This window comes from candidate division WOR-3 bacterium, from assembly GCA_026418155.1.
GTDB lineage: Bacteria > Hydrothermota > Tepidihabitantia > Tepidihabitantales > CAIPLT01 > JAOABV01.
In genome coordinates this window covers 27,552-53,820 of sequence record JAOABV010000003.1, presented here as the reverse complement: position 1 = coordinate 53,820, position 26,269 = coordinate 27,552, and the positions used below count along the sequence as shown (strand labels likewise).

General features: G+C 35.0%; 22 protein-coding genes, 2 tRNA genes and 1 pseudogene. 17 read left to right on the top strand and 8 right to left on the bottom strand.

Annotated features, from left to right (window positions below; all coding sequences use genetic code 11):
* Positions 1-16: 16 nt before the first annotated feature.
* A pseudogene (dnaK, locus tag N2201_00860) lies at positions 17-1,867 on the bottom strand (molecular chaperone DnaK).
* 103 nt (positions 1,868-1,970) lie between these two features.
* Positions 1,971-2,513, bottom strand: a complete 543-nt coding sequence (locus N2201_00855) for a nucleotide exchange factor GrpE (protein ID MCX7784769.1) — start codon at positions 2,511-2,513, stop codon at positions 1,971-1,973.
* Between the two features lie 1,383 nt (positions 2,514-3,896).
* Between N2201_00855 and N2201_00850 the strand changes: the two genes are divergently transcribed.
* From N2201_00850 to N2201_00815, 8 genes are all read left to right on the top strand, one after another.
* Complete coding sequence (locus N2201_00850; GenBank protein MCX7784768.1) at positions 3,897-5,513, top strand: CTP synthase; 1,617 nt, start codon at positions 3,897-3,899, stop codon at positions 5,511-5,513.
* Positions 5,514-5,515: 2 nt separating this feature from the next.
* Positions 5,516-6,400, top strand: coding sequence for a hypothetical protein (locus N2201_00845; protein ID MCX7784767.1), 885 nt, complete (start codon positions 5,516-5,518; stop codon positions 6,398-6,400).
* A gap of 70 nt (positions 6,401-6,470) precedes the next feature.
* Positions 6,471-7,055: an LPS export ABC transporter periplasmic protein LptC gene (lptC, locus tag N2201_00840; GenBank protein MCX7784766.1), complete on the top strand. Its 585-nt coding sequence runs from the start codon at positions 6,471-6,473 to the stop codon at positions 7,053-7,055.
* A gap of 15 nt (positions 7,056-7,070) precedes the next feature.
* The gene (lptC, locus tag N2201_00835) at positions 7,071-8,048 is read left to right on the top strand and encodes an LPS export ABC transporter periplasmic protein LptC (GenBank protein MCX7784765.1); all 978 of its coding nucleotides are present in this window, start codon (positions 7,071-7,073) and stop codon (positions 8,046-8,048) included.
* A gap of 292 nt (positions 8,049-8,340) precedes the next feature.
* On the top strand, positions 8,341-9,069 hold the full coding sequence (lptB, locus tag N2201_00830; GenBank protein MCX7784764.1) for an LPS export ABC transporter ATP-binding protein: 729 nt from the start codon (positions 8,341-8,343) through the stop codon (positions 9,067-9,069).
* 7 nt (positions 9,070-9,076) lie between these two features.
* Complete coding sequence (locus N2201_00825) at positions 9,077-9,202, top strand: hypothetical protein (protein MCX7784763.1); 126 nt, start codon at positions 9,077-9,079, stop codon at positions 9,200-9,202.
* A 6-nt stretch (positions 9,203-9,208) separates the two neighbouring features.
* Positions 9,209-10,564 (top strand): RNA polymerase factor sigma-54, encoded by a 1,356-nt coding sequence (gene rpoN / locus N2201_00820; protein ID MCX7784762.1) that lies wholly within the window; start codon positions 9,209-9,211, stop codon positions 10,562-10,564.
* On the top strand, positions 10,561-11,301 hold the full coding sequence (locus N2201_00815) for a helix-hairpin-helix domain-containing protein (GenBank protein MCX7784761.1): 741 nt from the start codon (positions 10,561-10,563) through the stop codon (positions 11,299-11,301). Before rpoN ends, N2201_00815 begins: the two co-directional genes overlap by 4 nt.
* 432 nt (positions 11,302-11,733) lie before the next feature.
* Here N2201_00815 and N2201_00810 read toward each other — a convergent pair whose 3' ends face one another.
* From N2201_00810 to N2201_00785, 6 genes are all read right to left on the bottom strand, one after another.
* Positions 11,734-12,786: an MFS transporter gene (locus N2201_00810; GenBank protein ID MCX7784760.1), complete on the bottom strand. Its 1,053-nt coding sequence runs from the start codon at positions 12,784-12,786 to the stop codon at positions 11,734-11,736.
* 91 nt (positions 12,787-12,877) lie between these two features.
* Positions 12,878-13,525, bottom strand: a complete 648-nt coding sequence (hypB, locus tag N2201_00805) for a hydrogenase nickel incorporation protein HypB (protein ID MCX7784759.1) — start codon at positions 13,523-13,525, stop codon at positions 12,878-12,880.
* Positions 13,526-13,585: 60 nt separating this feature from the next.
* Entirely contained in the window at positions 13,586-14,869 is a 1,284-nt protein-coding gene (locus N2201_00800) for an adenylosuccinate synthase (GenBank protein ID MCX7784758.1), read from the bottom strand.
* Positions 14,870-14,884: 15 nt separating this feature from the next.
* Positions 14,885-16,009, bottom strand: coding sequence for a PorV/PorQ family protein (locus tag N2201_00795; GenBank protein MCX7784757.1), 1,125 nt, complete (start codon positions 16,007-16,009; stop codon positions 14,885-14,887).
* 180 nt (positions 16,010-16,189) lie between these two features.
* Positions 16,190-16,351: a hypothetical protein gene (locus N2201_00790; protein ID MCX7784756.1), complete on the bottom strand. Its 162-nt coding sequence runs from the start codon at positions 16,349-16,351 to the stop codon at positions 16,190-16,192.
* Between the two features lie 52 nt (positions 16,352-16,403).
* Complete coding sequence (locus tag N2201_00785; GenBank protein ID MCX7784755.1) at positions 16,404-17,939, bottom strand: glycosyltransferase family 2 protein; 1,536 nt, start codon at positions 17,937-17,939, stop codon at positions 16,404-16,406.
* 356 nt (positions 17,940-18,295) lie between these two features.
* Between N2201_00785 and N2201_00780 the strand changes: the two genes are divergently transcribed.
* From N2201_00780 to N2201_00740, 9 genes are all read left to right on the top strand, one after another.
* Positions 18,296-18,368 (top strand) — tRNA-Ala (locus N2201_00780).
* Positions 18,369-18,481: 113 nt separating this feature from the next.
* Positions 18,482-19,036: a cysteine hydrolase gene (locus N2201_00775; protein ID MCX7784754.1), complete on the top strand. Its 555-nt coding sequence runs from the start codon at positions 18,482-18,484 to the stop codon at positions 19,034-19,036.
* 100 nt (positions 19,037-19,136) lie between these two features.
* A tRNA-Met gene (locus N2201_00770) sits at positions 19,137-19,210 on the top strand.
* 133 nt (positions 19,211-19,343) lie between these two features.
* Positions 19,344-20,267, top strand: a complete 924-nt coding sequence (locus N2201_00765) for a branched-chain amino acid transaminase (protein ID MCX7784753.1) — start codon at positions 19,344-19,346, stop codon at positions 20,265-20,267.
* A 7-nt stretch (positions 20,268-20,274) separates the two neighbouring features.
* On the top strand, positions 20,275-20,766 hold the full coding sequence (gene rpiB, locus N2201_00760) for a ribose 5-phosphate isomerase B (GenBank protein ID MCX7784752.1): 492 nt from the start codon (positions 20,275-20,277) through the stop codon (positions 20,764-20,766).
* Positions 20,767-21,114: 348 nt separating this feature from the next.
* Positions 21,115-21,270 (top strand): hypothetical protein, encoded by a 156-nt coding sequence (locus tag N2201_00755; GenBank protein ID MCX7784751.1) that lies wholly within the window; start codon positions 21,115-21,117, stop codon positions 21,268-21,270.
* Between the two features lie 199 nt (positions 21,271-21,469).
* Positions 21,470-21,766 (top strand): hypothetical protein, encoded by a 297-nt coding sequence (locus N2201_00750; GenBank protein ID MCX7784750.1) that lies wholly within the window; start codon positions 21,470-21,472, stop codon positions 21,764-21,766.
* Between the two features lie 180 nt (positions 21,767-21,946).
* Positions 21,947-22,651 carry an SIMPL domain-containing protein gene (locus tag N2201_00745; GenBank protein ID MCX7784749.1) on the top strand — a complete coding sequence of 235 codons (705 nt, stop codon included), beginning with the start codon at positions 21,947-21,949 and terminating at the stop codon, positions 22,649-22,651.
* Between the two features lie 83 nt (positions 22,652-22,734).
* A complete protein-coding gene (locus tag N2201_00740) occupies positions 22,735-26,142 on the top strand; it encodes a hypothetical protein (protein ID MCX7784748.1) in 3,408 nt (1,135 codons plus the stop codon).
* Positions 26,143-26,269: the final 127 nt, after the last annotated feature.

The window sequence follows — 26,269 nt, the reverse complement described above, 5'->3', positions numbered from 1 at the left end:
ATTAGTCGGCATCGACTTTTTTATCGCTCGATTTAGTTTCTTCTTTGGTCGTCGCTTCAGCACTTTTACCTTGTGCTTGTCGATACATTTCTTCCGCAAGTTTGTAACTTGCTTTTTGTAAGGCTTCGATGTCGCGCTCGATTGCTGATTTGTCATTGCCTTTCATTGATTCTTTGAGACGATTGATAGCATCTTCAATATTCTTTTTATCGGATTCAGAGACTTTGTCGCCAAACTCTTTAAGACTTTTTTCTGTATGGTAGATTAAAGTGTCAGCACGATTGCGGGCTTCAATCACTTCCCGTTTGGCGCGGTCTTCAGCAGCATGGGCTTCAGCATCTTTAATTGCTCTTTCGACATCTTCTTTACTTAAACCCGATGATGCAGTAATACGAATGCTCTGTTCTTTTTTGGTTGCTAAATCTTTGGCAGTGACATGTAAGATACCATCGGCATCGATATCAAAGGTTACTTCAATTTGCGGCACACCACGAGGCGCAGGTGGAATACCAATAAGTTCAAATCGACCTAAGGTTCGGTTATCAACGGCCATTTCTCTTTCGCCTTGGAGTACATGAATTGTAACAGCACTCTGGTTATCTTCAGCAGTGGTGAAGATTTGGCTTTTACGAGTTGGAATTGTCGTGTTGCGTTCAATGATTTTGGTCATTATGCCACCTAAAGTTTCAATACCTAAAGATAAGGGAGTTACATCTAAAAGCACGACATCTTTAACTTCACCAGCCAAAACCGCAGCTTGAATTGCCGCACCAACTGCAACGACTTCATCTGGATTGATGCTTTTGTTCGGTTCTTTGTTAAAGAAGTTTCGCACAACTTCTTGGACCCTGGGCATTCGAGTTTGACCACCAACTAAAATCACTTCATCAATTTGTGATGGAGTTAACTTAGCGTCTTCTAATGCCTGTTTTACTGGACCAAGTGTGCTTTGAATTAAATCCTCGACCAAGGCTTCTAATTTTGCACGAGTTAATCTTAATTCAATGTGGAGCGGACCTTTCTTGGAGTCTGAGCAGATAAAAGGTAAACTAATCGTCGTTTCCATTGCCGTGGAGAGTTCGCATTTGGCTTTTTCCGCAGCCTCTCGAATGCGTTGGAGAGCAGTCCGGTCTTTGGACAAATCAATGCCGTGTTCTTTGCGAAATTCCTCTAATATCCACTCCATAATCCGGGCATCAAAGTCATCTCCGCCCAAATGGGTATTACCGTTAGTAGAACGGACTTCAAAGACCCCTTCACCAATTTCTAAGATAGAAATATCAAAGGTGCCACCACCTAAATCATAAACCGCTATCTTTTCAGCCTTTTTCTTATCCAAACCATAAGCCAAAGATGCCGCGGTCGGTTCATTAATAATCCGCAGAACTTCTAAACCTGCAATTTTACCCGCATCTTTTGTTGCTTGACGTTGAGAGTCATTAAAATAAGCCGGGACAGTAATGACCGCTTTGGTTACAGGTTCGCCTAAATAGGCTTCAGCCGCTTTTTTCAGATACTGCAAAATCATTGCTGAGATTTCTGGTGGAGAATAAGTCTTATCATCAATCTTAACCCAAGCATCGCCATTTGGGGCTTCGACTACTTTATAGGGAACTCTTTTTATCTCTTCAGTAACTTCTGAATAACGGCGCCCCATAAAACGCTTAATGGAGAAGACAGTATGTTCAGGATTAATAATCGCCTGGCGTCGTGCAAGCGTCCCCACAAGTCGTTCTTTGCCAAAAGCGACTACTGACGGCGTAATTCTTCCACCTTCAGGATTAGGAATTACAACCGGTTGTCCCCGCTCCATTACCGCAACACAAGAAAAAGTTGTTCCTAAATCAATACCAATAACTTTTGCCATAATTCTCCTCCTGTCTTATAGTATCACTTCTTATAATTTATTAGACTATTTTAATTGAGAATCGATTTCGGAAAAATATTCTGATGCGCTATCTCACCTCTTATTAGGCCAAATTATTTTCCTTATCTTTATCCGACTTTTGCTTGTTATCTTCTTTCTTTGGTATGGCGACAATTACTTTTGCTGGACGGATTACTCTATCATAATACAAATAACCTTTACCAATCTCTTCAACAACAGTATTAGTCGGCTTCTCATTAGTTTCAATAAAACTGATAGCCTCACAAGTTTTCGGATTAAATTCTTGGCCTTGCATGGAGAATTCTTTTAAACCAAATTTTTCTAAAATACTTTTCAACTGTCGATAGACAATCTCCAGACCTTTTTGTAAACTCTCTTTATTATTTGCGACTGCTAAATCTTTACAGGCTAAGGCGCGATCAAAATTTTCTAAAACCGGAATAAGTTCAGTCATCAAATTTTCATTGGCATATAACCGAAACTCATCAATTTCGCGCTCTTTGCGTTTACGAAAGTTTTCAAACTCAGCCAGAAGCCGTAAATAATTTTCATAATGAGTTTTGGCTTCAGCGCTGAGTGTTTCCAACTTTTCTTTAAGTTCGCTTACAGGTCCTTTTTTAGTCATTAAACTTAATTATAAATTAAGAACTATCCTTCGTCAAGGGAAAGTAAGATAAAGGTATCGTGTATTAATGTCTTGTGTAAATTTGGAATTGATATGTTAAAAACAAAGATGTATCCTCCTATAACGGACAATTTTAATAATAAGAAAAAGAGAACGCACCCAATAGAAGAAAACGCAAATACACAAAATTTTTTATGCTACCTGAAATAAAATTCCTGTAAAATTTTTAATGATAAAAGAAAATAATTGAAAGATTAGTGATAATAAAATAGAACGGTCTGAACAAACTGCTAAACTTATTCATTTAACAAGAATATAAGAACTGTTTAGTATTTTTAGTTGTTTGTGAAAAAATTCAGGAAACGTTTTGCAGAATAAACCAAAATCTAAAGAGCGAAAACAGAATGGATGAAATAAGAGGTTGCACTGCGTAATTTCAATGTCAGTAGATGTCAAATATTCAATAGTTCAAGGTCTAAAGACAATAACAGGTTAGACCTGCTTAATTTCAGTGACGAATCTCAAATACAAACAAAAGATGACATTTGCCAAAGTTCGGTGTTAAAAAACAATCGCAAGTTGCAACTGCTTAATTTCAATGTCAGCAAATATCAAATGCTCAAAAGTTCAAGGTCTAAAGTAAATAGCAGGTCAGTCCTAACCAAAATGTTACTCTTAATAGTCTTTACTTGAGAAGTTTCTTGTCTAACTTATAACCTATTGTAAAGCAAAATGTTGTAATAAAATTGCTATCTGAAATGGTATTAGATTTTCTCTCAGATTCTGTTTTAAGTTATTTCAAGGGCGGTCTTATAAATAAGTTAAGACACATTTAGGAAGGCCTAAAAAGAATATCTGTTTTTTACAGATTGAAATATAGACTTCAAGACATTTTACTATACGATTCAAGCTAACTGGTAGGCGACCTCGTATTTCGCTTATACGGTAATTCACTTTTAGCGATATGCTGAAGGGTAGTATGGGCAAGGCTAACCCCACCCTAGCCCCCTTCCTTTTAAGAAAGTTTTGCGCAATTATCATTTGAAAACTTCTGTTCGCAGAGAAATAGAATATTCTGACAAACAGCCCTTTTGTAGGATAGCGGAACAAATTGCGGACAAAGAAAAGCAAAAATATAGTAAAATTAACTTTTCCGGAGTTCAAAATATAAATGTTACAGGTACATAGTAACCAGAAGATAATTGGTTTAATATATAAAATGTTCCAGGAAAGGCACAAGGCAACTAAAAGTTAATTAGTTTTTGCTAATTTCAAGACCTGTCTCACATATCCATTATAATTAAATCTCATAAACTGTATAGTATCTCTTGGACACATTGCAATAATCTCTTGACTTTTTGTTTATCTTCTTTATCTTAGATTATGCCCAAATATATTTTTGTAACCGGTGGTGTTGTTTCTTCTCTGGGTAAAGGTATTGCCACTGCTTCAATCGGCTTGCTCTTAAAAAGTCGAGGTTTGAAAGTAACTTTACAAAAATTCGACCCTTATATTAATGTTGACCCAGGCACAATGAGTCCTTTTCAACATGGCGAAGTATTTGTTACTGAAGACGGAGCGGAGACAGATTTAGATTTAGGACATTATGAGCGATTCTTGGACCAAAATTTAACCCGATATCATAATCTTACTACTGGTCAAATCTATAATTCAGTTATTGAAAAAGAGCGCAAAGGAGTTTTTTTAGGTGGCACAATTCAAGTTGTGCCTCATATCACTAATGAAATAAAAGACAGTATCCGAAGATTAGCCAATAAAGTTGATGTGATTATCACCGAAATTGGAGGCACAGTTGGTGATATTGAGAGTTTGCCATTTTTAGAAGCAGCCCGACAAATGCAAATTGAAGAAGGTAAAGAAAATGTGATATATGTCCATCTGACTTTGGTGCCATTTATTGAAACTTCCAGTGAATACAAGACTAAACCAACCCAGCATTCAGTCAAAGAATTAAGAGAAATCGGTATCCAACCTGATATTTTACTTTGCCGGACTAAATTACCATTACCCCAAGATGCTAAAGATAAGATTGCTTTGTTTTGTAATGTGCCGAAACAGGCCGTGATTGAAGCCTTAGATGTAGATAATATCTATGAAATTCCTTTGATTTTTAAGAAGCAAGGTTTGGATGAATTGATTACAAAATTATTGCATTTGAAATATCCATCTCGGAAACACAATTTACAGCATTGGCAGGACTATGTTGAAAAGAGTAAAAATCCTAAAGTGATAATTCCGATTGGCATTTGCGGAAAGTATATTGCTTTACATGATGCCTACAAGAGTGTGGTTGAAGCGATTCATCATGCAGCAACTTACTGGAATGTCAAAGCCGAGATTAAATGGATTGAAGCCGAATCGATCAATCAGAGTAATGCCCAAGAAAAATTATCGGGTTTATCGGGTGTAATTGTGCCGGGAGGTTTTGGCGTTCGGGGCATCGAAGGCAAAATTGCCGCAATCAATTATCTAAGGACTCAGAAAGTTCCTTTTTTCGGCTTATGTATTGGATTGCAATGTGCCGTGATTGAATTTGCCCGGTCAGTTTGTAAACTGCCAGGAGCAAATTCAACTGAATTCAATCCGAAAACTCGTTATCCAGTAATTTATCTTTTACCCAGTCAGCGGGGAAAACGACAAAAAGGCGGAACGATGCGGTTAGGTGCTTATGTTACAAAATTGAAGAAAGGCAGTTTAGCATATGAGTGTTACCAGCAATTAGAAATTCAAGAACGGCATCGACATCGTTATGAAGTCAATAATCGTTTTGTGCCGATTCTAAAAAAACAGGGCTTAATAATTAGTGGTACTTCAAAAGTCGGTAAAGATAATTTAGTGGAAATCATTGAATTAAAAGACCATCCTTTCTTTCTTGCCACCCAGTTTCATCCAGAATTTACCTCAAGGCCTTTAAGGCCTAATCCATTATTTGTCGGGTTTATCCGAGCCTGTCAAAATTCACTCGACAAAAATGACTAATCGTGCTCGTTGGGTTAATATTCTTAATTAATTTATTACCTTTATCTTTAGCAATATATTTCTCCCAGTTAATCATCCTAACTTATCTTTTATTAAAACCGCAATACCGCAAAGAAATTTATTTTAACTATCTTAAGATAATTGGTCGGAAGGATAAATATTTCTGGATAAAAAATGCCTTAGGTGTCGGAAAAAATCTTGCTTTGATGATAAAAACTGATAACAATACTCTTGATTGCATTCAAATCCGCGGTGAAAAAATTTTTCCCAAAATCGAGCAAAATTCGGGAAAGAAAATTCGTGGAAGTAATAAAGAAGCCATTAGAGATGGAAACGATAAAATCCTTGACAATAAGAAGATTAAGCGTGAAAATATTATGATGAGTAATCAACCTTGTGTTGTTGTTTCCTTTCATTTTGGACCGTGGGAACTGTTACCCAAAATTTTTGCTCGTAGCGGTTATGAGATTTTATTAAGTGTGCAAAATCAACAAGACCAAAGATTAAATAACTATTTAACTAAGAAAAGGAGCAACAATAATATTCACTTAATTTATAACCTTAAATCGCTGCAAGATAAAATGAAAAGTAAACAGCCTTCAATATTAGGGTTTGTTTTAGACAATACTAACACTGATTCTGGGGGCAAAATACTAACTGAATTATCGGATGCGATAAAGAATAAAGTGCCTTCGATTTTGAGTCGGCGGTATTCATTACCGATTGTGCCGATTTTTATCTATTCTCAAGATAAAAGGATTAAAGTTTCAGTCGGAAAAGCAATTATGCCTCATCTTAGTCAAGACGAAATCCGCCAAAACATTGTCCAACAGTTCTTACCATTCTTACAAACATATCCTGACCAATGGGTCTTTTGGGCAAAATAATAGGAAAAACCGAATATGAAAAGGCTAAGCACCATAATAGAAAATCGCCATACCCGGGCAATATAGGAAAATGCTGATACCGAAAAAAAGACTACTTGCAAAATTATTTTCAGGGTTTGTATTTTTAATGTTTATCTTTAGTTTTGGGTTTTTCATTATTAATTTTAACTCTTGTAAGCCTAAATCACATACTGGCCAATCAGAACCATTGCCGTCTCAGATAGTGACTAATTTTACCCTTTTTGAGAGTTCCAGTGGTCAGAAATTATATCGGTTGTTTGCGGATAAAGCCTATGTTTACGAAGAAACTAATATTAGTTCGCAAAAGATAGTTGTTAACAATCCGCACATTTTATTTTACGACGAAGATGGCTCAATCTATTCCACTCTTGATGCGAAAAAAGGAGTGGTCTATACTCAAACTTCAGATTTAGTTGCTCAAGACAGCGTCGTGGTTCAGACCACTGACGGCACAATTCTGCATACCGATTCTTTGGTATGGAACAATCGAGAGAGGATTATTACGACTGATGCCTGGGTAAAGATTGAAAACAAACAGGGTGTAATTGAAGGCAAAGGTCTAATCTCAGATGCAGCACTTAAACGAATAGAAATTAAAAGTAGTGTTACCGGAAAATCAACCTATGAATTCTAATTCTTATTAAAACGAATGAAAAGAAAAACTGGCAAACAATTAATCTATTTCATGAAATATCAACTCTATCTCCTTTGTTTATTTATTATCTCAAGTTTAATCGCGGCTGAAATTTCAGCACCGAAAATGGAAATTATTGATACTGAAAGAGGTCGGGCAACATCTTTTCCCCAAGGTATTACCATAACTGATAAAGATACAAAAATTAATGGCACTAATGCATTATTTTGGGAAAGAGATAATGTGGCTCAGATTTTTCAAGTAGTAATTGAGCATCCACAATTCAAAATTACGGCTGAAACCGCACGCTACTATTTTGACCAGAAAAAGACTATTCTCAAAACTGAAGTTAAAGTCGATTCTGAGACATTATCAATTGAAACCTCACATCTAATCTTAGATAATCGACAAAATATAGTTTATTCTGAAAGCGATATTATCATAAAAGAAAAAACACAGAATATTGAAGCAACCAGTAAACGGGCAAAATATGATTTTAAAGAACAGATTGGCATAATTGATTCACAACCAGTACTGAAAATTATTGGGCAAAAAGACAATGAAGCAGTTATTGTCCAAAGCAATAAAATGATGCTTAAGAATCGCGAAGCGCAATTCTTTGCTATTGAAAGCATTAATGCGCGAACGGAAAATACCATCTTAAAATGTGACTCTTTGGTATATTTTCTAAAGGGTGATTCGGGTTATGCCCTTGGAAATCCTCAGGTGGTTGATAATCAAAATCGTGTCCAAGGCGAAATCATTAAATTTTTCTTAAAAGAAGATTCGGCGTCAACGAGTAGTCTGTCATTAAATACTGTTAAGATTATTAATTCGGCTATTGCTAATTATATTACTGAAGATGGGAAAGTTGAGGTTTGGGGTGAGATATTCTCAATTTATTATCAAGACGGCAAACCGACTATGATAATAATTCAATCGGATAAAAACAGTCTTGTTAGTGGCAAATATCTTTTTACGGAACAGATATGAGTTACAATATATTAAATAACAACACTATATGTTAATTTATGAAGACCATCGCACTCGTTGTTACAAATTTGACTGCGAATTGTATTAATTTTAATTTATAAATGCTACATTATAAATATAACTGCGAATTATATTAATTTTAATTTATAAATGCTACATTACAAATATAACTGCGAATTATATTAATTTTAATCTATAAATGCTACATTAAAATATAACTGCAAATTATATTAATTTTAATCTATGAATGCTATCTTACAAATATAACTGCAAATTATATTATTTTTAACTTATGAATGCTACAGCACTTGTTGCTCAAAATTTAGTCAAATCTTATAATACCCGTAAAGTTGTTAATGATGTCTCGTTAGAAATTCATCAAGGTGAAATTGTCGGGCTCTTAGGACCAAATGGTGCGGGTAAGACCACAACCTTTCATATGATTACTGGTTATATTCAACCAGAAGCCGGCAAAATCTTTCTCAACGGTCAAGAAATCACAAACTTACCTGTATATAAAAGAGCCAGACTGGGCTTAGGTTATCTCTCCCAAGAGCCGTCCATCTTTCGTAAACTATCAGTAAAAGATAATATCTTAGCAATTTTAGAACTGTTAAATATACCAAATGCAAAAAGACAGGAAATCTTAGACAAATTATTATTAAAACTTGACATCCAGGAACTGGCAAATCAAAAAGGCGCAAGTCTATCAGGTGGAGAACGCCGAAGAGTTGAACTGGCTCGAGCATTAGTATCAAATCCCAAGTTTTTACTATTAGATGAACCTTTTACTGGTATTGACCCGATTGTCCGTGCTGAAATTCAAGACATTATCAAACAACTTAAATCCGAAGGTTTAGGCATTTTCATTACTGACCATAACGTGCGAGAGACTTTAGAAATTACTGACCGCACTTATATTATGTACGACGGTAAAATTTTAGTCTCAGGTCATCCCCAAGAACTAATTGAAAATCCATTAGCCCGAGAAATCTATTTAGGTGAACGATTCCGGATTTAATTCCCAAATGAAGAAAAATACAACTGAAGATACGGAAAAAAAGAGGATGCCAAGACACAAAGCAATCTTTCTGAATTTAGTTTATTTTGGTAATTTGGCATTCACTGTCTTCAGTGATTTCGTAGCAAAATAAATTAGCATGATGAACCACGAACTACGATTAGAACCAAAACAAATCTTAACTCCTCAAATTCTATTAAATCTTAAATTGCTCTCTCTGCCGAATATTGAATTAGAAGGTTTAATTCGTATGGAATTAGAAAAAAACCCGGTGTTAGAAATCGCCACTGAAACAAATGAAGAAGAAACACAACTCTTTGAAACCGAATCTGACCACATTGATATGATGGATTTTCCAATTGGAGAACCCGACATTTTTACTTCTGGTTCGACTCCGGTCATTGACTCTTCGGAAATAACGGTTAAACCAAAGACCAGTATTGAAGAAAATCTTTTACCAATTGTTAAATCTGTGGTACACCAAGAAGATTTTCCGATTGCGGAATACATTATCGGTAATCTTGACGAGAATGGATTTTTAACTATTTCTCTCCAAGAAATCAGTAATACCTTCAATATTCCTTTAGAACGAGTACAGAATATCGTTAAACAAATTTCTCAGATTGAACCTGGTGGTATTGCAACATCAAATCTTCAAGAATGTCTTCTGAGTCAACTTCAGTATATTGGTTTTGATGAAAATAGTCCGGAGGTGAAAATTATCCGTGACTACTATGATTTACTAATCAAGCGTCAATATCAAAAGATTGCTAAATTGTTAAAAATAGAAGAATCCAGCCTTTCAACTATCTTAGAAAATCTCAGTGGCCTTGACCCACGACCGATTAGTCGTTATTTCTCAAGCACACCGGAATATGTGATGTCAGATTTTTCGATTCGTTGGCAGGGAGATAATTTGGTCGGTTCATTATATGACGAAACAATTCCCGTTTTACGTATTGCACCTCGCTATCGTGAAATGGTTCTCAGCCCAAAAGAGTTTTCGGAAGAAGAAGTGCAATTTGCTCGGGAAAAATTAAAGAACGCCATAATGCTTATTAAAGGTATTGAGTCAAGAAAGCAAACCTTAAAAAGTATCATCCAATTTATAATTTCCCATCAAAAAGAATTTTTAACGACAGGCAACAAAGAACAGATTAAACCAATATCAATTAAAGACGCTGCGAGTAATTTAAACATTCATATTTCAACTTTATCTCGAGCCATTCAAGGAAAATATGTCGATACACCAGTAGGAATTTTCCCATTACGATTTTTCTTTACTACTGGTGGCTCAGGTGAACACAGCCGACATAGTATTAAAGAAAAGATTCAAAACATAATAGCTCAGGAGAACAAAGCAAGACCTTATACTGATGATGAAATCGTGAAAATTTTAGCCCAAGAGAATATCAAACTGTCCCGAAGAACTGTCGCCAAATATCGCGAAGAATTAAAAATTCCCGGCTCAAGCGAGCGAAAAATCAACAAATGATTTTTGTCCTAATCTTAATTAGTTTATTTAATCTGGCAAATGTTCAAGAAATGGTTTTGGGATATTGGGTTTGTGATATTATCAAAGAAGAAATGAATGTTGATTTGGTAATATTGCCAACATCAGCGATTTTCGACAGTCTGTCTTATAAAAACGATACTTTAATATTAACCTCAGTTAATTATCTACAACTTCTGTATCTGCTTTCAAGTAATATATCAAAAGAGAATCCGACGCCATTTTCTGGATTTGACTTAAACTATAAAAATGTCGACGATAAATTTAGTTTTAATTGCGATGTTTTTACAACAAAAGAGAAAGCTAGTTTGATTACAACAAAATCGCTTAAAGGCTTACAAGAACTGCGTTTACCTACTACAATATTGACTCAAGATATCATCAAAATAGTATGTACTTATTTACAGAAGAAAAAAAATATTCCATTACTTCAATTAGGAAGGTATTTACCCCTTCAACCAACACAGAGCGTCAACACGAATCCACAACAACAGATAAATCAGATCACTGCTAAAAGTCATAAGTCAAAAATCAATATCAATACTGCGAGTAAAGAAGAATTAATCAGTTTACCTGGGATTGGACCCAAAATTGCTCAGAGTATCATTGACTATCGGATAAAAAATGGTCCATTTCGCTCAATCAAAGAAATAATGAATGTTAAGGGTATCGGACCAAAAAGATACGAAGCAATTAAAGACTTAATTTTTGTTGAATAAAAAATATGATTAAAAATTCAATCACAAAAATCTAACCCATAGGACTTCAATATAATTATAAAGTAATACACTTATCTTTAATTTAATCTATACATACGACATTTTATCAAATAGACTGGATTTGGTCTAAATGCGAAGGTAAACCTGTATTAATATATCCGCTTATTTTGTCCGATATTTTACAGTAATTTTTAGTTTAATTCCTTTTACAACACTAAAGATTTTAAGATATCTTTGTCTGATGAGATTATTTTTTTAGAGCTTAAACAACTTTTCGGGAGATGTTAAGACATCTGAAATTAAATACCGCAATTCTCTACCGTGAAAACAATTATGGTATGTTAAAAACGAAAGAAAACGAATATGTTCATGTTTAATTTAACAAAATTTTTACAAATATTGACAGCAACACTTATAATTAATTTTAACTAATTACTTTCCCTTAAACACAAATAAACTTGCTAATGTTAAAATGGCTGCAGAGAGCATTACAGAACGATAACCGAAACTACCCACAATGCCACCAATTATAGGCCCGACAATTCCCGATAAACTCATTAAAGAATTGAATGCACCAACAGCGGTTGCACGTTCTTCATTGTGTTCCATTAAATATTTTAATGTGCCTAAATATAAACAAGACCATGATAAAGCAAGTAAGACTTGAAATGGTAAAATTTGCCAATGGTTACGGCATAAGGCAAATATTATAAAAGTAGTGGCGGAAAAGATTAATCCTGCAGTTATCAAACGGATACTTCTATAACGGTCAAGATATGGTAAAAAGAGAAACTGGCCAAATGCATTAATTGCATATATCACACCAATCCAAAATTTATTAGCACCGAGTTGCGCCAGATAAATTGGAAAGATTGCCCAAATGCCAAACGCGCCAGCATGGCGCATCAAAAATGTTAAGTATATTCGCCAGTTTCTCTTGATTACGGAGAAATCAAAAAACTCTTGTTTTATTCTCACGGGTGTTTTCTCTAAAGTAAAGATTGCTAAAATAAATGTTATAAAGAAAATACTCCCCGCCAAAATGAAAAGTCGATAATAGACTGCGATGATTCCTGCAACAATTGAACCAACACCCCAACCTAATGACCCCACCGCCGTGAATTTCCCCAATGTATTATTTTTCTCGTAAGCATATGTTAAGAGCGCTGCAGGAAACATACCTACTGCAAAACCAGCAAAGGCTCGAAATGCAAAGAGTGTCGTTAGATCTTTGATTAATAAATGAACAAAAAAAGCAATGGCTGAGATTCCCAAACCTAAAACGATATATCGCTTACGGCCTCTTAAATCAGAAAGTCTTCCAAATAATATTCCCGCAATAAAGACCATTGTGTGATAAATAGAAACGACCAATCCAATTTTAGCTGGACGAGCACCAAGACTTTGAGCAATTAATGGAATGTAAATTAAAATTAAAGTTGGCGCTAAATTAGCCAGAAATTGAATTAGAAAAAGATTGCCCACTGCTAATTACACCACAGAGTCACAGAAACGCAGAGTACACTCTTTATTTTTCTCTATCTTGGTTCTGTGCCGAAAATGCTCTGCGGTATTTTTAACAGGGAACATGTGATTTTAGCCAATCAAACCAATCAGAAAGTCCTTCTCTGGTCTTACAGGAGAGTTTGATAATTTTCAAAGAAGGTTTAATTATTCTCAGTGATTTTTCTAATGTTCGGAAATCAAAATCAACATATGGTAGTAAATCAATTTTATTAATTATCAACAAATCGGCTTTGGAAAACATCAGAGGATATTTTACCGGTTTATCCGCCCCTTCTGGTGTTGAAAGTAGCATTACATTATAATGCACGCCTAAATTAAATTCTGCTGGACATACGAGGTTACCAACATTTTCAATCAAGAGCAAATCAATCTTTTGGTAGTCAATTTTTGATAAAACCTGTGATAGCATAAATGCATCAAGATGACACGCACCATCAGTATTGATCTGATAAACCTTTCCACCAGCTTTGAGCACACGCTTAGCGTCTAAATCACCTTTAATATCACCTTCAATCACAAATATTTTTAACTTATTCTTAAAATGGCTGACGGTCTTTTCAATTAAAGCAGTTTTTCCTGAACCGGGTGCAGACATAATATTAATTGCTGTAACTTTTTCTTGGTCAAATCTTTTGCGATGTTCTTGAGCCAAAGCATCATTCGATGCTAAAACTCGATTTAACATTTGAATTCTCATTTTCAATTAGCCTCCAGCAATAACTTTACATTCTTTGTGTTTTCATTATACCTATTAATTTTAACAGTTAAATCTTGAAGAAATTATTGTTTCTTCTCTTTTTTCGCCGACAGACAAGATTACAATTTCACAACCAGTGAGTTCTTCAATTTTATTCAGATAATGTTGTGCTTGTTTCGGTAGAAGTTTCCAATCTTGGATACTTTTAGTTGAACTTTGCCAGCCTTCTATTTGTAGGTAGAGTGGTTTGAGTTCTGTACATAAATTCGGATTGAATTCTTTTATTATCTCATCTTTGTATTTATAACCTATGCAAAGATAGATTTCTTTGAATGCATCTAAGACATCAAGTTTTGTAACTGCGATCTGTTTGATACCGTTAATTCTTGCAGTGTATTTAACCAAAGGTGCATCAAACCAGCCACATCGTCTCGGTCTGCCAGTAGTAGTCCCAAACTCTCCACCACGTTTTTGTAGTAGTTTACCATTTTCATCAAGCAATTCAGTTGGAAACGGTCCCATCCCCACCCGTGTTGTATAAGCTTTAACCACTCCGAGCAAATTGTCAATTCTATTCGGCCCGATACCAACACCCGAGCAAATTCCACCCGCTGAAGGTGAAGAAGATGTCACAAATGGATAAGTGCCGTGGTCAATATCTAATAAAGTACCTTGGGCTCCTTCAAAAAGAATCTTCTTTTTCTGTTCATAAGCCAAATTAATAAACTCGGAACCATCAATTGCCATATTGCTAAATTCAGCAATATAATCTTGATATTCATCGTAGATCTTTTTTTCAGACAACGGTTCGGCTTTATATAGTTCCATTAATAAGAAATTTTTTTGGGCCAGATTACGCTTTAACTTTTCTCGAAAAACCTCTTCATCTTTTATATCGCCAAATCGAATACCAATCCGGGCATATTTATCTTCATAACAGGGACCGATACCTTGAGTCGTAGTACCAATTTTTTTATTTCCCAATGCTGCTTCGCGAAATTTATCAATTACTTTATGATATGGAAGAATCAAATGCGCTTTGAAATCAATAAAAAGTCTATTTTGGAAATCAATGTTGGCTGATTTTATATGGTTCAGTTCTTCTCTAAGTACCTCTAAATCAACAACACAACCACAGCCAATAATGCAAATTGATTTTGGGTTTAAAATACCTGACGGAATTTGGTGAAAAGCAAAGCGAACACCATTCCAATAAACTGTATGACCAGCATTTGGACCGCCTTGATACCGAACAACAATATCATAATTTTGAGCAAGAAAGTCAATGATTTTGCCTTTACCTTCATCACCCCATTGCAAACCAATAATCCCTAAACTTGGCATTATCTCGAAATTAGATTAAAAACGGTATGTGAATGAAAATTTGTAATTAGAAGTTTCAAAATCATATATCATCTGGTCATTGCCCACATCAATTTGAAATCCCCGATAATGGACACCGATACCAAAAGTCAAACCGATTTTATTGAATCTCCCGCCGTGTTTAGTAAAAAGATACTTTGGTAAAGATAAATATCGCTCATCACCAGAAACATCAATAATTCTGATGCCGCCTCGAGCGCCTTCAAGGTCTTCAAAATAGCCGATGCGGATAGAAAATATGTCATAGAGCCAAGCTTCTATCCCTAAACTCTTCCAGGCAGACCAGATCTCATAATTCAACTCTTGGGCAAAAGTCTTCTCTTCGTCTGGGTCATAGAACATTCCAACAAGTACCTTAGTAATTTCTGGTGTAATATTCACTTTTATAATCTGATTTTCCACCGGTGTATATTTTACACCCAATCTTAACATTCTGGGCAATGGGTCAGATTCACCACTGGTTGAAAATGAGATATTAGGACCAATATTAGCCAGTGAAGCACCTACTGATAAATATCTCAACGGTTTATATAAGACACCAACATCAAAAGCCCAACTCATACCAATTCCACCAGTAGTGCCTCGCAACTCTTCAATTGCTCCAAAGACCCAATCGGGCACAAGATATGAATAGATAAATTTTGCTGATAAACCAGTAGCGACATTAGGCGATGCTTTAAATCCATAACTACCACTAATTGCAACATCAAATGTCGTGTATTTACCTAAATAATTGCCATTGTGGTCGATGACATCAGTTTCGCCGGTCGTTAAATAAATAAAATTAAAACCAATTGTTCCTTGTTTTCGTAAAGAGTGGCTAAATCCCAAATACTCATAATACATTCCTGGATAAAGTCCGGGCAACCAATTAGAATGCATCAAAGTAGCATAACTGCTATTCAAAAATCCCAGACCACCAGGATTATAATAAGGTGCTGTGGCATCATCAGCAATGGCCACAAAAGCACCACCTAAACTCGTCGGCCTAGCTCCAGGCCATATCATCAAAAAAACTGCACCGGGATATTCACTGGCATAAATCAAACCTATTAAAGTTAATACTAAAATGATTATTGCTGTTGTTTGGTTCTTTTTCACCAAGGCCTCCCAGAAAATAATTCTATCGCTTCTTGGCCTTTCGCCAAAAAAGTATAGAATTGACGACAACAAATATATGTCGCCTCGCTTTGTTTTACCCTGCGAATTTTCGTTTATGTAATTAAACAAAGACCTTTAGGTATCGATAGTATTTAATTATAGATATTTTCACATCAAAAGTCAAGTGGGAAATTTAGAAATTTCTTCTTTGCTACTGGAATCATTGATTTTTCTTGTTTTTCTTTGGTTTTTGAATGGCGCTTTTCCAGAATTACCGATTACCGAACTATATTTTAATATAAGTTTTCGAATAGATAAAAATAGTAGGATGAGATAACGCATCTCTCCCCAATTTAATTGTTTTACATCTGAAGTTTGTTTAGGGAAGTTATCTTTATGAATCGATTAATGCCTTTTCAGTTTGATAAACAAATGTAAAATAGTTACTCGCAGATTGATATATTGACGCTACCGATAAATATCCGAATCCTAAAGTATATAATAAAAGGAAAGGTGCTAAAGTAAATTGACCTTCAATAAAAGCATAGGTTGTCGTGACTAATAAATATAATGTAATTATTAGTTCAAGGAAAACAATCGGAGAAATCTTCTCTTGATATTTTTTCCCACTAAAGGTGTCTTTTTTAGAAGTAATACGAAATTTAGGTGTACGAGAGAATTCGGTCGGCTTTCTCCTTAAGGCTTTGATAATTGCCCAGGTATTGGATAAACTTAAAGAAACAAAACCACCAATTAAAAAGATAGGTACGAATTTCTCGAATATTTTTTGCCATCGGAATCTTTTTTTTCGTGTTCGTCTGTGATTCAAATTTCTTTGACTTATTCCATAGATGAGCGGATACGGGAAAACTGCAATCGTAAATATAGACAATATTCGAAAATACCAAGATAAAGAATGTCCACTTTCTACTTTTATTATTAGTACAGGAAGTGATAACAGTGTTAGGGCTAAAAGGATAGGAAAGACCATATTATTAGTTAGATGAATAAACGCCTCAAGTTTTTTTAAGGGTGCGAATTTAGATTTAATAACTGTAGGCAATAATTTTCGAGCAGTCTCAAATGCGCCCTTAGTCCAACGGAACTGCTGTTTTCTGAATCCATTAAAATCAACTGGAACTTCACCAGGACAGACAACATCCAAAAGAAACTCAATTTTCCAACCCTTAAGTTGTGCTCGATAGGAGAGGTCTAAATCTTCAGTTAAAGTGTCATCCTGCCAACCACCGGCATCAATAATTGCGGATTTCCGCCAAATACCACAAGTGCCATTAAAATTTAAGAAGAAATTCTTTTGGGAACGGATATTCTGTTCAATATAAAAATGGCCATCTAAAGCAATGGCCTGTCCTAAAGTTAATACTGAATAATTTTTATTGATATGTCCCCATCTGGTTTGCACCGCACATATTTTTTCATTGCTAAAATAAGGCAGAGTTTTTTTGAGAAAATTCCGAGGAATTATGAAATCGGCATCAAAGATTGCAATGAATTCGCCTTTGGCTTTTTTAAGCCCGTCATCGAGTGCACCGGCTTTATATCCTTTACGGATGTTACGATGGAGCAAAACAATATTAAAACCTAAATTTTGGTATTTTTCTACTAATCGTTTGACAATAAAGGTGGTTTCATCCGTCGAATCATCTAAAATCTGAATTTCCAGTCGTTCTTTAGGATAATCGACTGCACAAGCCGAATTAATTAATCTTTCTGCAACATATTTTTCGTTATACATTGGGAGTTGGATGGTAACATAAGGTAAGTCTCGATTTTTATATTTAAATTTTCTTCGCCGATTATTATCTTTCCTCCCCTTAAAATAATAATATAACATCAAATACGCATGCGTAGAATAGAATGCCAGACAGATAATTAAGATAAAATAGATTGTAAGAATAACTGTTTGCATTAGGTGCTAATACATTCGTGCTTATTTACATTTACAATGTTACTAATAATTTTAACAAAATTAACACTAAACTTTATAATTGTATCTTTATAATTAAATTTGAAATCAATATGAAATCTAATTTTATCATAAATCAGAGATTTGTCAATATTTTTTTGTTGAGATATAAGTTATATTGCTTCATAGATGTGTCCTTATTTTCTTGTTATTAAAATTATCATTATTTATTAATAGGATACATCTTTATTTTTTGCATATCAATCCTAAATTTACACAAAACATTATGCACTATCATTGCATTGAGAACTTGACAGGATAAGAAATTAGTAATATACTTTATGGCAATGTGATTATTTGGGGGTGTAGCTCAATTGGGAGAGCATATGCTTTGCAAGCATAAGGTCGGCGGTTCGAATCCGCTCACCTCCATTTAATAAAACATTTAATAAAAAATTACTTTAATTAAAAATATTTTAGATCTAATAAAACCATATCAACATAAAATTCTAAGATTAAATCCCCATAGAGCCGGACTTTTAGTTATTGATATGCAAAATGATTTTTTAGATCCGCGGTCACCGAGTTATACTAAGAGCGCAAAATATATAGTTCCCAATCTTCAAAATTTGATTAAATTCGCTCGTAAGAACAAAATTCCAGTTATTTATACAGCACATTGTCATCGAGACCCTAAAGTTGATGGTGGTATGACTGCGCAATGGTGGCCGGAAATTAAAAATAAACAGACTTTAGTTGCTGGTTCTAAAGGCGCAGAAATTATTAAAGAATTATCACCGCTACCTGAAGAAAAAATAATTTATAAACTTCGCTATAGCGCATTTTATAATACAGATTTAGAAATTTATCTTCGAGGATTAAATATTAGTGATTTGATTGTCACGGGAATAATGACAGGAATATGCGTTGAGTCCACGGTCCGAGATGCTTTTTTTAGAGATTATAAGGTTTTCGTTGTCGCTGATGCTACTGCGGCTGGAGAAGAAGAACTTCATATAAATTCATTGAAAATAATGGCCTATGCATTTGCATACATAATATTAACTAAAGATATTTTATCAAAAATCAAAGTCCACTAAGGATGTAAAATTATATTATCAAACAAACGAGAAGTTATATTCTTAAGACTGTCTCATTTTCTCTTGACAGATACGATAAATCGAGTAGAATTGATTTCGTGGCGGTGTAGCTCAGTTTGGAAGAGCAGGAGAATCATAATCTCTTGGTCAGGGGTTCAAATCCCTTCGCCGCCAATCATTAATATGATTTATTTATATCCAATAAATTTCGCTCATTTAATAATAAGTTTATCTTCGAGAAACATCAAAGTAAAGTTAAGAGTAATTTTGAATTTAATATTCTTAGTTTGGGAGAATGGAGGCACAAATGCCCTTACAGAAAGCAAAATATATTTGGATGGACGGGAAATTAGTTCCCTGGGACGACGCCAAAATTCATATTAACTCGCATGTAATTCATTACGGCACAGGTGTTTTCGAAGGCTTACGCTGTTACAAAACTCCAAAAGGTTCAGTAATTTTCCGATTAAAAGAACATACTGACCGTCTATTCAATTCAGCAAAAATTTACCGAATGGATATTCCTTTTACTAAAGATGAGATAAATAAAGCCATAATTGATACGATTAAAGCCAACGAACAACAAGAATGCTATATACGTCCATTAGTTTATCGTGGCTATAATGAATTAGGCGTGAATCCATTTAATTGTCCAGTATGTGTGGCAATTTCAACTTTCTATTGGGGTGCATATTTAGGCAGTGGCTCTACGGAAAAAGGCGTCGATGTAATGGTTTCTTCTTGGAATCGAATGGCTCCCAATACCTTTCCGGCAATGTCTAAAACTTGTGCCAATTATATGAATTCACAACTTATTAAGATGGAAGCAATAAAATACGGTTATGTTGAGGGTATTGCCTTAGACATTTTTGGTTTTGTGAGTGAAGGTTCGGGTGAAAATATCTTTGTAGTCAAAAACGGTAAGGTCTATACTCCACCTTTACATGCTTCAATTCTTCCAGGTATCACTCGCGATTCAGTAATTAAAATTGCAAAAGATTTAGGTTACGAAGTTCTTGAGACAACTTTCTTACGAGAGTTTTTATATATTGCCGATGAAGTTTTCTTCACTGGTAGTGCAGCCGAAATAACTCCAATTGGAAGTATTGATAAGATTACAATTGGTCAAGGTAGCGTTGGTGAGGTAACCAAGAGATTGCAGCGGGAATTCTTTGCCATCATTAATGGCGAAAAAGAAGACAAATACGGCTGGCTCACTTACGTGAAATGACATTATAATGACAAAAGTCAAAACAATCGGTATAGGTGCCGACCATCGGGGTTTTAAACTCAAAGAAAAATTAAAAGATTATCTTACAAAACTGGGATATAGAACTATTGACTTTGGAGTTTATTCTGCAGACCGGGCGGATTACCCATTAATTGCATTTGCTTTAGCCCAACATATTAAAGAAGTTCCTAAAGCAAAATCTCCCAAACTTGATTACGGCATTTTAATTTGTGGTTCAGGTTTAGGAATGTCAATTGCCGCAAATAAAGTCAAAGGAATTCGGGCAGCATTGTGCGTAAATTCTAACTTCGCTCAACGAGCACGCCAACATAATAATGCCAATATTTTGGTATTAGCCGCAGATTTTACCAATATTTCAGAAGCAAAAAAGACTGCGAAAGTTTTCTTAACTGAACAGTTTCTGGGCGACCGCCATAAAATCAGAATTAACCAAATTACTAATTACGAAAATAAACAGCGCTGTGGAATTATAAACTAATTTACACTTTCTGAATAACAATATACTTATCAAATAAATCTGATTTCAATTAATCTTAAATTAAAAATTCCGAAAAGAGATTTTTATTCTATCGGATTCTCTTCTTAATTTTGCTTTCGGCAAATCACTAATAATCTCAATAAATACAATTTCTCAGCTTAAAAGTTTTCTTTGTAGGTGCAAACTCCAAATAACACTCTGTAAGTTTATGCACTTTACTAAGATTGTCTAATTTCAGAATTGATAGTTCAGAAGGATACGCGTATGAGAATTATGCGCATGACTGATAACGGCGTAGGATTGTCTAAATATCGCCAGTATAAAAATTAATATCAGTGAAACGAATAATTGCGGCCTTTTTATGTACATAAAGTAGGTCTGAATGGATTATATATTTCTTATGTTGGCGACACCAGAGTATATGTTGATAGTGCTGCAGGAGTCGGTTTTTATGTCGGTCGCAGTGATCCAGTGCTAAAAGGAATGAATGTAGTTGATAATTGAATTCAGATTAATAATGTGGGTGCTCGTACTATTTTTATTGATTAAGCTAATTATGATGGAGTTTGTGCCACTAATCCAGTGAATTTCGACATTAATGTAGCAGGTACTATTATCGCCGTATCTTTCGAGACCTAACAACTACTGCCGCAGAAGTTTAAATGTTACTGCATATCAAAATAATACACCTGATACTACAATAATGGCCTGGAATAAAAGAATTGTAACTTGTGAGTTGAGTAAATCATTAAAAGGTAAAAAATTGCTCTGTATTGTCAGTCCTGATTTTACAATGACTGCCTTATGTCCCGTTCGATTCATACAATTAAACCAGAGCCGAGTACTCAATTATATGGTAATCAAAGCAAGTCCGACGGATTTAGCGTTTCCCTTAAACAAATTTATGGTTGGAGTAATAAAACCAATTTGTTTTTTTGACAAGATTGCGATTAGTACGTATAAAAAGCCAGCAACCACATCTGAAGAAAAAGATAAATAGGAAAAAAGACAGCCAAAAAAGAACGATAGACAATTAAGTATTGATATAGGTAATTTTAATGATATAATAAAAGAGAAAAACAAAAAAAGGACGATAACAAAAAACAAGATAGGAACAGAGAAAACTTAGGAAAGCAAGAATACTAACACAAACAAAATGGCGAAAGGAGCATAACTAAATATGAACTGTAAAAATGCAGTAATTTTTAGCATCGGTATTTTACTATCATCTATAATATTGGGAATTTTCTTTTATACCAGCCGAAAGCCACAAAATACCATCCGTGTGACTGGGTATGCAACAAAAAGATTTGAATCGGATATAATTAAGTGGTCTCTGACAATTACAAGACAAACTGGTTTATATGATATTAATACTGGTTATCAGGCAATTAAAAAGGATGTCGAGTTCATTATAAATGAACTTAAAAAGAATGGCATTAATGAAAATGAAATTACCCTTCAACCAATCTTTAATCTTCAACAATATAACCGAGAGGGTGTAGTATCTGGTTATAGTGTCCGACAGTCAATATTCATTATTTCTTCTAACCTTACCACATTAGAGAAACTGGCGCGCAATCCTGATTTCATCTATAATAAAGGAATAGTTTTAGAATCATCCAATATCGAGTACAATTACTCTAAAATTGCTGACCTAAAAAAAGAACTGTTGGCACAAGCTACAATTGATGCCAAAAATCGAGCCCAAGAGATTGCTAAAAGTACAAATGCGAAACTTGGTAAAATGATACAAGCACGTCAAGGTGTATTCCAAATTACTGAACCCAATTCAACTGAAGTAAGTGATTACGGTATTTACAGCACTACGACTAAAATTAAAGACATCACAGTTACCCTCAGCGCAACTTTTGCGTTAAAATAGATCTCAAAAAGGTTGTATTATCTTTTTATTTTATTATATTTATATTTACCTTAATAAAAGATATAGATAAAGCAGGAGGAATTATGGTTAAAAATATAATAACCACCATATTAGTTCTAATCGCTTCGGTTTGGGCATTAGAAAATATCAAAGTAAACCATATAGACAAACAATTAAAAAACAAACCAGAAAAAATATTATCAGATGAGATAAATCAATTGAACATCATCACTATTCCTAAAATGCTCAATTACCAAGGGAAATTAACCAATCTGGCAGGAGCGCCAGTGCCTGATAGTCAATACTCAATTACTTTTCGCTTACATCAGACGGCAATCGGCTCAACCGCTTTTTGGACTGAAACTCAATCGGTGCAAACTATTAATGGTATCTTCAATGTGATTTTAGGTTCGGTCGTGCCCATCGAAAGTATACCTGAATCTGGTAACTGTTATTTAGAGATGCAAGTTGGAAATAATCCGCCAATGTCTCCAAGAATTAGACTTACGAGTTCGGCGTATTCTTATTTAGCTAAAAAAGCTGAGAGCGCCGAATATGCACCGTTAATTCGTCCAATTTCACCACCAATTACTAATGTTGAACTTGGTGCCAATGTCGTAACTACAGACAAAATCCAGGATGGCACAATTCAAATTTCCGATTTAGCATTTACACCGGTTATAAGACCAATCACACCAGGTGTGGCAACATCTGAAATTCAAGATAATGCGGTAATAACTACTAAAATCCAAAATTATACAATTTTACGTGAAGATGTCTCACCTGCTTTTAAGGCACCATTTGCTGATACGTCAGACTATGCTCGTTATTTACTCGGAGCAGTTGATTCAGCCCGAGTTTCTGCCAATGCGCACCGATTACAAGGTAAAGATACAATTGGTTTAAGCAATAAGTTTGTTGATGAAGGACAATCGAATTCAGTATCCTCGGTAATGATTATTGATGGCGCGATTGTTAATAGTGACATATCAGCGACTGCAGGAATATCAGATACAAAACTTTCTGGTACAGGTACATTAATAACTAATCTTAATGCTGATTTGTTAGACGGACAACATTCATCAGCATTTTCTCTTTCAAATCATACTCATAATTATGTTGATAGCGCTCAAATATCAGTCAATGCCTATAACACATACAAATTACAAGGTAAGGATACAACCGCTCTGAGTGCTAAATATGTTGATGAAGGTCAAATTAACGCGATTACAAATTCAATGATTGTTGATAATGCGATTAATTCTGCCAAAATTCAAGATGGCACAATTCAAATGGTTGATTTGTCATTTACACCGGCAACACGTCCTTTAACGCCACCTGTAAATACTTCTGAAATTCAAGACAATGCAGTGACAAGTTCAAAAATTCAAGATGGTGCTATTTTAAGACAGGATGTTGCCTCAAATTTCAAAGCACCCTATGCTGATACTTCAGATTATGTAAGAAGTGTAAATATTCCTTATGTGGATAGCGCAAGAATTGCAACTAATGCCTATAAATTGCAGGGTAAAGATACTACTGCTTTAGATTCAAGATATGTAAATGAAGGCCAAGCCAATTCTATCTCGAATGCAATGATAACCAGTAATGCAATAACTTCGGATAAGATTCAAGATGGTACGATAACTCGTGGTGATGTTTCTGTAACATTCAAAGCACCTTTGGCTGATACTGCAGATTATGCTCGTTATTTACCTGGTGCAATTGATTCAGCCCGAGTTTCTGCCAATGCGCACAAACTACAAGGTAAAGATACACTTGCCTTGAGTACGAAGTTTATAGATGAAGGACAGGTAAATGCGATAACAAATCCCATGCTCGCTGATAACGCGATTACAACAGGAAAGATTCAAGATGGCACAATCTTACGCCAGGATGTATCAGCAAGTTTCAAAGCACCATTTGCGGATACTTCAGATTATGCAAAAAATGTGAGTATCACTTATGTCGATAGCTCAAGGATAGCGGTTAATGCTTATAATACTCATAAGTTACAAGGTAAAGACACAATTGCCTTAAGCGGTAAATTTGTTGATGAAAGTCAGTCGAATTCAATATCATCTAATATGATTATTGATGGTAATGTCACAATGGCAAAAATTGCGCAATCAGGTGCAACAATAGGTCAAGTTATTAAATGGAATGGTTCAACTTGGGCGCCAGCAAATGACAGTGTTGGTGTCGGTGCCGGTGGTCCGCCTTCAGGTCCTGCTGGTGGTGATTTGACTGGAACTTATCCCAATCCCATAATTGCCAATAATGCCGTCAATTCCCCAAAAATTTTAGATAATTCAATAAAAGGTATCGATATATCTTTGCCTTGCACTTTAGAAACTTCAACTGAACATACAGTGTTAAATATCAAAAATAACGGCATAGGTAATAGTATTAAAGTTATTAATGCTGGTGGTGAAGGTATTATTGTCGAAAATGCTAAGCGTGCGGGTTTAGTAGTCAGTAATGCTGGCCAAGATGGTCTAAATATTGGCAAAACAAACTGGGCAGGGATTTATATCTGGCAACCGAACAGTGACGGTCTTTATATTGATAGTGCCGGAGGTTGCGGTTTAAATGTGAATAAAACAATGGTCAATGGCTTAAATATTAATCAATCTGTTGGTGCCGGTGTCTTTGTTTATAATTCAGGTGGTGATGCTTATGTTGTTCATCACGCCGGTGATAATGGATTAAGAATAACTCAAGCAAATAATCACGGCATTCATATTGGTAGTGTTGGCGCTAATGGTGTTAATATTGAATCAAGCAGTCAAAACGGTATAATTATTGATTCCTGTGGTTATTCAGGTGTCAATATTAGAAAAGCAGATGAACACGGAATTTATATACAAGAACCTTCTGTTCACGGCGTTAGTGTTGGTAATGCTGGTCAAAGTGGGTTCTATGTACATCAAGCCGGAACCGCTGGTCTTTATGTCTTTGTTGCGGATGATGTTGGTCTAGATGTTTGGGGAAATAATGTTGGCGGTATTTTCTGGGCAGGAGAAGAAGACGCGCCGGCAATAATTGCGCATGCATTTGAAGATTCCCAGTCTGATACCGCAATTTACGCTTATGGCACTGGTTTTGCTACCGGCGGTTGGGTAACTGCAACTGACAATGGTCCTGCCTATTCAGTTGTTAGTTCGGAGCGCAAAATAATTACTTGTGGAATGGGTCAAATTACAGATGATTATAGCACAATCTATTTTGATAAGGTATTTACCGAAAATGTGCGCAGTGATCTACCTATCATTATCCACATAACACCTATGGGAGACCCAATTGGAATGTTAATTGTGAAAGAAACAAATGTTCAAGGATTCAAAGTTCAATTAAAACCAATTTTAGGATGGACTGGCGAAAACAATGTCCAATTTAACTGGATAGCAATTGGCACGATGAAAGAACTAAAGTCTGTTTCAGAAACTAAAATCAATTGGCAAAAAGCAGTAAAGGCAAGAAGATATTAAAAAAAGAGCACCTTCAGATAACGAAAGAACATCTTCTTTTAGGCACAAGAGATACAGAAGAATTTTACTGATTTTTTCGCTATAGACCCTATATGTCTGTAGCATTTTTGAGAAATTCTGAAGAAAT